This is a genomic window from Roseibium sp. (genome assembly GCF_965216085.1).
Taxonomy (GTDB): domain Bacteria; phylum Pseudomonadota; class Alphaproteobacteria; order Rhizobiales; family Stappiaceae; genus Roseibium.
The window spans coordinates 2,198,993-2,211,233 of sequence record NZ_OZ244138.1 but is presented as its reverse complement, the minus strand read 5'-3'; the positions used below and the strand labels follow the sequence as shown (position 1 = coordinate 2,211,233).

Sequence of the window (12,241 nt, the reverse complement as noted above, 5' to 3'; positions counted from 1 at the left end):
CGGACCTTTCGAAGCTCAGAATTGTGATGGCTGCTTACTGGCCCGGTGTCCAGGCTTGATAGTCGCCAGTGACATCCGGACGTTTTTCCGGGGTCAAGATGGACCCTTGAGGACGGTAGGCATCCTGCGTGCCGGTGCGGTTGGCATGATGCGGTTTCTGCCAGCTCTTGGCATGGTACGTTTCGTCCACCGGCGCCGTATCAACGCGGTGGTGCATCCAGCCATGCCAGCCTGGAGGGATGGTCGAAGCTTCAGCGAGGCCATTATAAATAACCCAACGCTTCTTGCCGTCCCGCTCTTTGTAGTACTTGTTGCCAAATTCGTCTTCGCCGACAAACTCGCCCTTCCGCCAAGTGAAGAAGCGCGTGCCCATCGTATAGCCATTCCACCAGGTGAAGAGTTCAAGCAGAAGCTTTTTCATGGCCCTTTTAAGGTCCCTTGGTCTTGGATCGCAGGATTTGGCGGCAACGAGAGACCGCCGAAATTTTGGCGGACTATGGCGTTAAGCGCGGTATCTGTCCAGTGCCGCATTGCCGCAAGGCCCCGAAATTGCACCATATCTGCATGAGCGGAGACGAATCACGTCCCATTTGCTGACCCGGATAAGCCAAATCAGCTGCTTTTAGATTGCCGTACAAGCTGAACCGTGTTGTTCAGCATAAAGATCAGGCGTTGCGGATATGGCGGGAAGCGGCCGAATGCCGTTTTTTGGCCCCTTCCGCCCGGCGGGCAAATCCACCGGTTGCAGTCGGAACTGGCGCAGGTTCAGGCTTCTTCTCAAAGGCCTTGTCGACAGCACCTTCAACAGCTGCCCGTTTTTTGACGGCGGTTTGATGATTGATCCGGGCATTGGCAAGCGATTTAACCTTTTCCGCTTGTTCATCCATCAGCTTCTGAATGCCGAAGATATTGTAGAAACCGGAATGTTCCAGAACCATCGGACGGTCGTCATTCAGAACCCATTCGATTCGCTTGTAAAGCGTCGACGGCGACAAAGGCTTGACCAGCACATGATGAGCCCCTGCCCTAAGCGCTTTGTCGACCAGCGGCCGGGTGCCATGGGCTGTAATGAAGAGAATCGGAACAAAACACAGGGGCTCCATGTGCTTATGGCGCACAAGCCGCAGCAGCTGGTAACCTGTCGTGGGAGCCATCCGCCAATCGGTGATGATCAGATTCGGTGGTTCCGCCAGGCTAGCCTCCAGCGCGTCATCGACCGAATCAAATGTACGCACCCGCGCAACCTTGAAGCTCAGCAACGTTGACCTGAGAATCGTCTGCATCGGCTTGCTGTCTTCAACAACAACAACGTCGATATCATCCATTGCCAAGCCAAAGGCAGCATGATGTTTCATTAAGACGGTCCCTTATCCCTAGTACCGGTGTACTAAAGCAGAGCCGCCTTAAACCGCGTTGAAATCGCTCGATGCCATTTTCTTCAAATTTTCATAAAATTCTATCTAATCTCATCCACAGCCTTTATTGGGCAAGTTTGACAGCCGTTTAGCGCCGTTTTCCGCGCGCTCCATCCGGCATCCGGCCGCAGTTCTATTGCACTCCCCGCTATCCACATAGACACACAAGATTTTGCGCTTGCCCTCAACATAGGCACTAGCTGTTGTCATTCGCGTCTTGACCTTAAGAAAGCATTTACATTAATTTCGACATCATAGCGATGTGCGTAGTCGGCGGCCCTGTCAGGCTTCCCGATCATCCAAAATCCAGTATTCGAGTACCGATTCCGGGGCTTTTTAACCAAAGACCGGAAAGCGGGTTTTTGTGTGCCGTTTTTCGGAGCTACATCGTGACAAACCTGTTGATGAACACTATATGTAGTGGATCATTAACGAAGAGGCGCTAGATACAGACTTCACACCTGTGACATACAGGCATGACATTCGGCGGCAGAGGCCAGTGGGAACACCCCGCCGGATGACCAGGTGGACACATTGAACGGTTCGGGGCGAACCGGTCGGGGAATTAAAGGGGACTTGAGAAAATGCGGATCGAGCGGCGCTATACCAAGGAAGGCCAATCGCCTTACGCCAGCATAGACTTCCGGACGGCAACCAGTGAAATCCGCAACCCGGATGGATCGATTGTTTTCCGCTTGGAGGACATTCAGGTTCCGGCGCAATTCTCTCAGGTCGCTTCCGACATCCTTGCCCAAAAATATTTCCGCAAGGCCGGCGTTCCCGCCAAATTGAAGCCGGTGGAAGAAAACACTGTGCCGTCCTGGCTTTGGCGTCAGGAAGCCGACGAAAAAGCCCTTGCTAAACTCCCGGAAGACGAGCGCTACGGCTCGGAAATTGACGGCCGTCAGGTGTTCGACCGCCTGGCCGGCACCTGGACTTACTGGGGCTGGAAAGGCGGCTACTTCGACACCGAAGCCGATGCCCACGCCTTTTACGACGAGCTGCGCTACATGCTCGCCACCCAGAAAGTCGCACCGAACTCCCCGCAATGGTTCAACACCGGCCTGCACTGGGCCTATGGCATCGATGGTCCGAGCCAGGGTCACTATTATGTCGATTTCCAGACTGGCAAGCTGACCAAGTCCAAGACCGCCTACGAGCATCCGCAGCCGCACGCCTGCTTCATTCAGTCTGTTGGCGATGATCTCGTCAACGACGGCGGCATCATGGATCTGTGGGTCCGCGAAGCCCGCCTGTTCAAATATGGCTCCGGAACCGGATCCAACTTCTCTCATGTCCGTGCTGAAGGTGAAAAGCTTTCCGGCGGCGGTAAGTCCTCCGGCTTGATGAGCTTCCTGAAGATCGGCGACCGGGCAGCCGGCGCGATCAAGTCCGGCGGCACCACCCGCCGTGCGGCCAAAATGGTTGTCGTTGATGCCGACCATCCGGATATCGAGGAATACATCAACTGGAAGGTCAAGGAAGAGCAGAAGGTCGCCGCCCTCGTCACCGGCTCCAAGATCTGCCAAAAGCACCTCTCCGCGATCATGCGCGCTTGTGTCAACTGCGAGGCAGACAACGGCGATTGCTTCGAGCCGTCCAAGAACCCGGCCCTGAAGCGTGAGATCCGCGCCGCCAAAAAGATGATGGTGCCGGAGAACTACATCCAGCGTGTCATCCAGTTCGCCAAGCAGGGTTTCACCAAAATCGAATTCCCGACCTACAACACGGATTGGGATTCAGAAGCTTACTTGACCGTTGCAGGCCAAAACTCCAACAATTCTGTGCGCGTCACCGACGGCTTCCTGAACGCAGTTGTTGAAGACAGCGAGTGGGACCTGACCGGCCGCAAGACCAACACCGTCTTGAAAACCGTCAAAGCCAAAGAGCTTTGGGAACAGATTGGTTACGCCGCTTGGGCTTCTGCCGATCCGGGCCTTCAGTACCACACAACCATCAACGACTGGCACACGTGCCTTGCTGACGGCGAGATCCGCGCCTCCAACCCGTGTTCGGAATACATGTTCCTGGACGACACCGCCTGTAACCTGGCGTCCTTGAACCTGATGCAGTTCCGCAATGAAGATGCATCCTTTGCCATCGACAATTTCGAACATGCCACACGCCTGTGGACCATCGTTCTGGAAATCTCGGTTCTGATGGCGCAGTTCCCGTCCAAGGAAATTGCAGAACTGTCCTACAAGTTCCGCACCCTTGGCCTCGGCTACGCCAACATCGGCGGATTGCTGATGACCTCCGGTATTCCGTATGATAGCGATGAAGGCCGCGCGATCTGCGGCGCGATCACCGCTGTCATGACCGGTGTCTCTTACGCCACCTCTGCAGAAATGGCCGGCGAACTCGGCTCCTTCCCGGGCTACAAGAAAAACGCCAAGCACATGCTGCGGGTCATCCGCAACCACCGCCGCGCTGCCCATGGCGAGACGGACGGTTATGAGGGCCTGAACACCAACCCGGTTGCTCTCGACCACGCCTCTTGCCCGGAGCCGATCCTGATCGACCGCGCCAAGAAAGCCTGGGACCGGGCGCTGGAACTCGGCGAAAAGAACGGCTACCGCAACGCCCAGTCCACCGTCATTGCGCCGACCGGTACTATTGGCCTCGTCATGGACTGTGACACCACAGGCATTGAGCCGGACTTTGCACTTGTTAAGTTCAAGAAGCTTGCCGGCGGCGGTTACTTCAAGATCATCAACCGCGCGGTTCCTGAAGCGCTTGCCAAGCTGGGCTACAAGGAAAGCGAGATCGCCGAGATCGAAGCCTATGCGGTTGGCCATGGTTCCATCGATCAGGCACCGGGTATCAATCCGTCAGCGCTGAAGACAAAGGGCTTCACCGACGAAAGCCTGACCAAGCTGAAGGACGGCATGAAGTCGGCCTTCGACATCAAGTTTGTCTTCAACCGCTGGACTCTTGGCGATGAGCAGATGAAGGCTCTCGGCGTTTCCGACGAACAGCTGGAAGATGGCGAATTCGATCTTCTCGGCCACCTCGGCTTCAGCAAATCGGATATCGAAGCGGCCAACACCCACGTCTGCGGTGCCATGACCCTGGAAGGCTCGCCTTTCCTCAAGGAAGAGCATTATCCGGTGTTTGACTGCGCCAACCCCTGCGGCCGTATCGGCAAGCGCTTCTTGAGCGTCGAAAGCCACATCCGCATGATGGCTGCAGCCCAGCCGTTCATCTCCGGCGCGATCTCCAAGACGATCAACATGCCGAACGATGCGACCGTTGAGGATTGTAAAGAAGCGTACATGCTCTCCTGGAACCTGGCGCTCAAGGCCAACGCGCTCTACCGCGACGGCTCCAAGCTCAGCCAGCCTCTGAACTCCCAGCTTCTCGCCGATGATGACGATGATGCGGAAGACGCAGCCGAAGAGGTCGCAGCCTTGCCACAGGCTGCCAAGGCCGAGGTTGTGGCCGAGCGCATTGTCGAGCGGATCGTCGAACGGGTTGTGCGTGAACAGGAAAAACTGCCGACCCGCCGCAAGGGCTACACCCAGAAGGCCAAGATCGGCGGACACACCGTATTCTTGCGCACTGGTGAATATGATGACGGCCGGCTTGGCGAGATCTTCCTCGACATGAACAAGGAAGGTTCTGCGCTGCGTGCCTTCATCAACAACTTCGCCATCTCCGTCTCCCTCGGCCTCCAATACGGTGTGCCGCTGGAAGAATATGTCGACGCTTTCACCTTCACAAAGTTCGAACCGGCTGGCATGGTCCAGGGCAACGACGCGATCAAGAATGCAACATCGATCCTCGACTATGTGTTCCGGGAGCTCGCGGTCTCTTACCTCGGTCGTCACGAACTTGCGCACGTTCCACCGGAAGTCTTCAGCGGTGACAAAGTGTCTGCTGGCACGATGAAGGACAAGAAGGACACCGGCATGGTTTCCCACGGCTTGGTCCGTGGCCAGACGGAGCGTTTCCGCCTGGTCTCCGACGAACCGTCCGGTGAGATCACCCAAACTGTAACAGCAGAGCTCGGTGGTTCCCCGGCAGCACAAACGTCAGCTGTGGCGACAGCCTTTGCCCGTGGCAGCGAAGCAGCTGTTGCCGTTGAAGTTGCCCCTGCTCCGCAGGTCAGCACGGCGGCTCAGCAAATCGCCCAAGCTCGCATGAAAGGCTATGAAGGTGAGAGTTGCGCCGAATGCGGCAACTTCACCATGGTGCGCAACGGCACCTGCCTGAAATGCGACACCTGCGGCTCGACCTCCGGCTGCTCATAAGACTCTTGCCGGGAGGTCGCCCAGACTGGTTTCCCCCGGTCACAGCGCGCCTCCCGGCACCCAACAACAAACCCGCCCATCGGAAACGATGGGCGGGTTTGGCTGTTCGTGAAGTGATGATTACTTCCAGATGGAAGATCGTCGCGCACCAAGCCATTTAGCCGGTTTAATCTGCCCCCATTAAGCGATCCGGATACCAGACATAGAAAACAGTGATATTTGTCGCGACGCGATATTTATCCCGATCACTTCCATAAAAAATCTAATCGATCTTCGAAAACAGCCGGTCAAGAAACTGGTGCGAACTTCAGCTGGTCAGCAGGCACCAAAACAGCCGGCGGCCCCGTCCCTTCTGCCCTACCCTGTCTAAAGGCAAACTGCGACGCTTGAGCCGCGGTGTGAGGCATCTAGTGAATTTTCATTAAATTCCACTCGTAATTCTATCAATGAACAACGATATACTTACCTTAGGTAACAAAATAGAAATTCACACCAAACACGGCCTTAAATTCGATAATTTTTTCAAAGTTAAAACACACCGATGACGCAGATATTATTTACTTATTAAACTCGAACGCACTATTTTTACACCTGTCAGCGAATTGATGCTTCCTAAACGCTGTTGGTGAGAATTTGAATATATCCGAACCAAAATCCCGCAGTGGATTTATGAACGAACTGACCAGACTGTTGAAAAAAATCGTGGTCTTCTGTCTGCTCACGGTCGCCTCTCCGATTTTTAATCTGCAGACCGCTCAGGCGGACACCACTTTCCCAAAACTCAATCTTCTGACAGAGGACTGGAAGCCCTACCACTATGTCGAAGACGGCGCCGTAAAGGGGCAAACAGTCGATCTTTTGCTGAATATATTGAAGAAAGTCGGATCACATCAGGGACGTAAAGATATCGTGGTTCTCCCATGGGCCCGGGCCTTCAGAGAATCCCAAACCAGACCAAACACAGTGCTTTTCTCAACCGGCCGCACGCTCGAAAGGGAAAAGCTTTTTAAGTGGGCGGGGCCAATCGTAGAGTTTGACTCCTATTTTATCGGCAAAAAGGAGAAGAACTACAAAATTGAAAAGTCTGAAGATCTCCATCAATACAAGGTCGGCGTTGTGATTGATGGTGCAAGTGCTGCCTTTGCCAAGCGACACGGTATTCCAGACGCAAACATCACTTTTAACACCCAGGGTCTCTTCAATGTCAGAATGTTAGCAGCGGACCGGATTGATTTCATACCAATCCAATGGAAGAATTTTGAACGGCTCGCGAACGAAGTAGGCGTAGACCCTACTGAATATGAGCCGGTATTTTTAGCAAATACCGTTAGCTTGAACTTCGCTTTTAACATCGACACGCCCAATTGGGTCGTTGAACGGTTTCAGACGGCTCTTGATGAATTGATTGTTTTAAGGGAAAAAGAAAAGCAATTCGACAAAGCCAATCGCGAAGTTAACTAGGCTTTTGTTTGGCCCACACAACAATAGTGGCAGCCTTTTCGACCTTATAAACCGTGTCAGATCAAAACCTGAAACGCGACCTCAATCCGCTCCAATTTACATCGCCATCAGACCTTAACGAACCGTGTCAAACGGTCTACCGTTTACATTCGCACCAACACATCTCGATCGAAGAGGATCATCATGCCAATCACCCGCTTGCTAGCAATTTGTGTGCTGACCTGCGGGTTTCCGCGCAATCGAGTGCCCAGGAGATCGCAAACCGCATCTGGATGGGTGGTCCTATTTACACCATGAACGATGCAGCCATGACCGCGGAAGCTGTTGCCGAGAAGGATGGGCGCATTCTGGCCGCGGGATCACGCGCTACTGTATTTGCACACAAAGGGGACGGCACTGAGGTTATTGATCTCAGTGGGCGGACGATGGTTCCCGGTTTCATCGATTCCCACGGCCATGTTGTGATGGGCGGTATTCAGGCGCTGTCGGCAAATCTATTGGCCCCTCCGGACGGGACGGTAAAAGACATTGCAAGTCTTGTGGCGCAACTCCAAGAATGGACCGACGAAAACCGGCCGACCGTTGCAGCTGTCAATCTGATTGTCGGATTTGGATATGATCCGGCGCAACTCGCCGAGCAACGCCATCCAACCCGGGAGGACCTCGATAAGGTTTCGACCGACTACCCGGTCTATATTGTTCATCAGTCCGGTCATATCGGCGTGACAAACTCCAAGGGCCTTGAGGTCTTGGGGATCAGTGCTGCTTCAGAAGAGGTCCCTGGGGGCGTTATCCGGCGCATGACCGGGAACGAACCCGACGGGGTGCTTGAAGGCAACATCCACTTCAGTTCTTTGGGCAAGCTTTTCGCATCGCTTGGCAATGAAGGGCTGCTTGAGCTCGGCCGCGCAGGTACAAAGCTCTGGGCCAGTTACGGGTTTACGACGGCGCAGGAAGGGCGCGCAGTTCCTGTTGTGGTCGATACGCTCAACGAACTGGCCGAGTTGAACGAACTAGAGATCGATGTCGCCGTCTATCCGGACGTAATGATTGATCGCGACTTTGTCACTGCGAACCATTCGCGCACCTACACCAACCGGGTCAGGATTGCCGGTGGAAAGTTTACACTGGACGGTTCCCCGCAAGGGTTCACAGCGCTCAGAGACAGACCCTACTATAACCCGGTTGGCGATTATCCACCGGGCTATATGGGGATCGCCTATGAACCCATGGAAACCGTGATCGACATGGTGGATTGGGCCTTTGAAAACGATGTCCAACTGCTGTCACATGCAAATGGCGAAGGGGCGTCTGACAGGCTGATTGCGGCCATTGAAGCCGCTACCAAAAAACATGGTGCGAGCGATAGGCGACCTGTTCTGATTCACGGGCAGTTCTTGCGTGAAGATCAGGTAGATGCCTACAAGCGGCTGAACGTCTTTCCGTCGTTGTTCCCCATGCATACCTTTTAATGGGGCGATTGGCATCGCGATCATACGGTCGGCCCGGCCCGGGCCGATAACATCTCACCAACAGGATGGATGGTTCAGCGGGACATGATGTTTGGCAGCCATCATGACGCACCTGTAGCTTTCCCGGATTCCATGCGCGTACTTGACGCGACCGTAACCCGGCGATCCCGGAGCGGCGACATTATCGGTCCAGCGCAGCGGATCGATGTGATCACCGCTCTGAAATCCATGACGATCTGGGCGGCTTATCAACATTTTGAGGAAGACAATAAAGGATCCATCGAACCCGGGAAACTCGCGGACTTTGCAATCTTGTCCGGAAATCCCTTGGCCATTGACCCGGAGGATCTTGAGACACTTCGTGTTGTGCAAACGATCAAAGAGGGAAAAACGATCTTTGACAGGTCATTGGACCGTGGCAACAGGATCCAACCGGGCAGCATTGCAGAACAATCCTTTGCCGGCGCGCTCCGAGGTATGATTACCCAGCATGAATTGGCGTCCTTGCCAGCGTCTTTGAAAGACAACTTTTTAGTTCGCACTGGCCTAATGGCGGGTCGTCACAACAACGCCTGCGTCCCGAGCGCATTGATGGCGATTTTGACAGGTGCTAACAACGGCTGACTTTGGGAGTATGACGGATGACGCGATATGATGTGCACCGTTAGTCTTAAAGTTGCCGTTTGACTGCGCAGTATCGAACGGCAGCAACCATCCGGAGGCACCTGTTCGGCTAAAAGCCGCTAATAAAGGCCCGCAGTAAAAGAGCCGACAGCGAGCCTTGTCTTCCCTCCGCTTGCTGGGAGACCAGCTTATACGGTATTTTCGACCTCTTTCAGCTCGACCTTGTAGCCCCATAGACGTTCGATGTGATTGATCGTCTTGTTTTTGCTGGCTGGGTCGAGCTCGACGCCGTTGCGTTTGACCGCTTGCAAATGCAGGCAGCGGTCGCCCAAAAGGTCGGCATCGACAATCTGAATGTCTGGTTCCAGGAACGACATGTCGTGATTGAGCGCCAGCACATCCCTTAAGTGGCGGTAGCCTTGGGTATCATGGATGCCGGTGACGGTGCAAAACGAGTTTTTGGCCTCGTCGGCGAGCGCAAACATGCGGAAGTGGCGCATGACGGTCGGCGATAGGAACTGCTGGATAAAACTTTCATCCCGGTAGTTGGCCCAAGCGTGTTTCAGAACACCACGCCAGTCGCCACTGCCGGCAATATCAGGAAACCACTCCCGGTCTTCGTCCTTCGGCTCGGTGCAGATCCGCTTGATGTCCTGCATCATCGCGAACCCAAGGGCATACGGATTGATCCCCGAGTAGCGTGGATCATCAAACTCCGGCTGGGTGACGACATTGGTGTGGCTGTGCAGGATTTCCAGCATCGCACCGTCTGTAATGCGGCCTTGTTCATAGAGCGTGTTGAGGATGTGGTAATGCACGAAACAGGCACACCCCTCATTCATGATCTTTGTCTGTTTCTGCGGGTAGAAATATTGCGCCACATTGCGGACGATCCGAAGAATTTCCCGCTGCCAGGATCTTAGAACCGGGCTGTACTGCTCCAGGAAATACAAAATGTTTTCTTCCGGCAGCTGCATATTCTGTTTGCGTTTGGCCAGGGCTGCGTCGCCTTGCTGATCCGTGTCCTGGTCCGGGATTGTGTTCCAAAGATAATAAACGTTCTGCTCGGAGGCCTTGAGCCGCTCAAGACGTTGTTCTTCTGCCTCCTTCAACGAGAGTTGGCGCGGCCGGCGGTGCCGGAACACCCCAAAGGACATCAACGCATGCGCCGCATCCAAAATGAGTTCAACCTCTTCGATGCCATGGCTTTCTTCACAGTCGGCAATGAACTTGCGGGCATACTCCAGGTAGTCGAGAATTCCTTCCGCATCGGTCCATTGTTCGAACAAATGATTGTTCTTGAAGAAATGGTTGTGGCCGAAGGCGGCATGGGCCATCACCAAGGCCTGCAAGGCCATGGTGTTTTCTTCCAGGCAGTAGCTGATGCAGGGATTGGAATTGATCACGATCTCATACGCGAGGCCGCGCGCGCCTTTGCGGTAGAGATGCTGATGACCAACAAAGTGTTTGCCGAAAGACCAGTGATGATACATCAGCGGCATGCCAATGGAGGAATAGGCATCCAGCATCTGTTCAGATGAGATGATCTCGATCTGGTTTGGATAAAAATCCAGTTCCAGATCCTTCAAAGCGACGTCCTCAAGAGCGTCATAGGTCCGGTTCAAAGTATCGAAGTCCCAATCAACCTCGGTAAACAGAGGCTGGCTCTTGGACTTTGGTGACCGCTTAGCCATGTTTTTTCCCCGCATCATCCCGTGCGAACAACTCGCGGAACACCGGATAGATATCCGTGGCTGTCGCGACACGTTTTTGGGCGAAATTCGGCCAGCTTTGCGCCACCAGGCGATAGGAATCCCAAAGTTCCATGCCGCTAAGTTCGCTGCGGATCAGCTGGGCTTCGTTTTCTTCAACGATTTCAACATAAGCAAAGTACTGGCACATGTGCATGATGTCTTCGCTGAGGAGCTTGGCGCATTTCAACGAGTCCCCGCTGTAGTTTTCGCCGTCAGATGCCTGAGCTGCATAGATGTTCCACTCTGATGGTGGATAGCGGTCGGCTATGACTTCCTGCATTTTGACCAAGGCCGTGCTGACCACGGTTCCGCCGGTCTGACGGGAATAGAAGAAAGTTTCTTCGTCAACTTCAGACGCATCGTGCGTATGACGGATAAAAACGATCTCTGTTTTGTCGTAGCGCTTGTTCAAGAACAGGTGCAGCAGCATAAAGAACCGCTTCGCGAGATCCTTCTCCCGCTCGCCCATCGATGCCGAGACATCCATCAGGCAGAACATGACCGCATTGGTGTTGGGCTGCGGTTGCTGGACGAAGTAGTTGTAGCGCACGTCCAGAGGGTCGATGTAGGAGATCAGCCGCCGCCGGCGCATAGCCTTGGCATATTGCGCGCGCAGTTCCGCCAGCTCGGACTGCTGTTTCTCTGTCGGAACAGCGACATCTTCAAGAACCGCAATCCTTTCCTCAAGCGCCTTCAGGTCCTTTGTTTTGGGACGCTTTAAACCAATCCTGCGGCCATAGGCATTACGCATCGTCCGGCCGATGTTGATGTTGGCCGGTGATCCGGATACCGAGAAACCCGCACGTTGCGGCTTGGTTTTCGTGATCTCCTTCAAACTGTGTTTGATCAAATCCGGCAGTTCCAGGTCGTCGAAGAAGAAATCGAGGAATTCCTCCCGTGACAGGGCAAAGAGAAATTCATCTTCCCCTTCGCCGTCCGCCGAGCCTTGTTTGCCGCCGGCGCCGCCGTCACCGCTCGGCGGTTTCTTGATCCGGTCACCAGATTGGAACGTTTTGTTGCCGGTATAAATGCGCTCATGGCGCCCGGTGCCTGTCCCATTGCGGAAACTCGGCTCCGAAATGCCGTCCGTAGGCACGCTAACGTTCTTGCCACGGTCGACATCGGCAATGCCCCGCTCCCGGACGGCGTCTTTGACCGCTTTTTTGATCTGCGATCGCACCCGCTTCAAAAACCTGCGACGATTGTTGAGGCTCTTGTCTTTAGGATTTAGCCGGCGGTCAATAAAATGCGTCATGCTTCAG

The 12,241-nt window shown here is 54.4% G+C and carries 6 protein-coding genes and 1 pseudogene; 3 read left to right on the top strand and 4 right to left on the bottom strand.

All coding sequences use genetic code 11. The features are described 5' to 3' along the window. Positions 1-34: 34 nt before the first annotated feature. Together ACOOFE_RS10265 and ACOOFE_RS10260 are read right to left on the bottom strand one after the other, a co-directional pair. Complete coding sequence (locus ACOOFE_RS10265) at positions 35-421, bottom strand: NADH:ubiquinone oxidoreductase subunit NDUFA12 (protein WP_420414836.1); 387 nt, start codon at positions 419-421, stop codon at positions 35-37. 244 nt (positions 422-665) lie between these two features. Beyond that, the gene (locus ACOOFE_RS10260; protein ID WP_420414835.1) at positions 666-1,355 is read right to left on the bottom strand and encodes a response regulator; all 690 of its coding nucleotides are present in this window, start codon (positions 1,353-1,355) and stop codon (positions 666-668) included. Positions 1,356-1,999: 644 nt separating this feature from the next. Here ACOOFE_RS10260 and ACOOFE_RS10255 point away from each other — a divergent pair. The 3 genes and pseudogenes from ACOOFE_RS10255 to ACOOFE_RS10245 all read left to right on the top strand — a co-directional run bounded on the left by ACOOFE_RS10255 (position 2,000) and on the right by ACOOFE_RS10245 (position 9,225). Next, on the top strand, positions 2,000-5,668 hold the full coding sequence (locus ACOOFE_RS10255; RefSeq protein ID WP_420414834.1) for a vitamin B12-dependent ribonucleotide reductase: 3,669 nt from the start codon (positions 2,000-2,002) through the stop codon (positions 5,666-5,668). Positions 5,669-6,337: 669 nt separating this feature from the next. Then, positions 6,338-7,129, top strand: a complete 792-nt coding sequence (locus ACOOFE_RS10250) for a substrate-binding periplasmic protein (RefSeq protein WP_420414833.1) — start codon at positions 6,338-6,340, stop codon at positions 7,127-7,129. 272 nt (positions 7,130-7,401) lie between these two features. Beyond that, positions 7,402-9,225: pseudogene (locus tag ACOOFE_RS10245) on the top strand (amidohydrolase). Between the two features lie 188 nt (positions 9,226-9,413). Here ACOOFE_RS10245 and ACOOFE_RS10240 read toward each other — a convergent pair. Continuing rightward, on the bottom strand, positions 9,414-10,919 hold the full coding sequence (locus tag ACOOFE_RS10240; RefSeq protein WP_420414832.1) for a SpoVR family protein: 1,506 nt from the start codon (positions 10,917-10,919) through the stop codon (positions 9,414-9,416). Next, positions 10,912-12,234 carry a YeaH/YhbH family protein gene (locus ACOOFE_RS10235; RefSeq protein ID WP_420414831.1) on the bottom strand — a complete coding sequence of 441 codons (1,323 nt, stop codon included), beginning with the start codon at positions 12,232-12,234 and terminating at the stop codon, positions 10,912-10,914. The genes ACOOFE_RS10240 and ACOOFE_RS10235 overlap by 8 nt, the downstream gene beginning before the upstream one ends. Between the last annotated feature and the right edge of the window lie 7 nt (positions 12,235-12,241).

Bases quoted from the DNA above. Each gene is read 5' to 3' on its own strand.
- ACOOFE_RS10240 (WP_420414832.1), bottom strand. From the start codon at position 10,919: ATGGCTAAGCGGTCACCAAAGTCCAAGAGCCAGCCTCTGTTTACCGAG.
- ACOOFE_RS10255 (WP_420414834.1), top strand. From the start codon at position 2,000: ATGCGGATCGAGCGGCGCTATACCAAGGAAGGCCAATCGCCTTACGCC.
- ACOOFE_RS10260 (WP_420414835.1), bottom strand. From the start codon at position 1,355: ATGAAACATCATGCTGCCTTTGGCTTGGCAATGGATGATATCGACGTT.
- ACOOFE_RS10235 (WP_420414831.1), bottom strand. From the start codon at position 12,234: ATGACGCATTTTATTGACCGCCGGCTAAATCCTAAAGACAAGAGCCTC.
- ACOOFE_RS10265 (WP_420414836.1), bottom strand. From the start codon at position 421: ATGAAAAAGCTTCTGCTTGAACTCTTCACCTGGTGGAATGGCTATACG.
- ACOOFE_RS10250 (WP_420414833.1), top strand. From the start codon at position 6,338: ATGAACGAACTGACCAGACTGTTGAAAAAAATCGTGGTCTTCTGTCTG.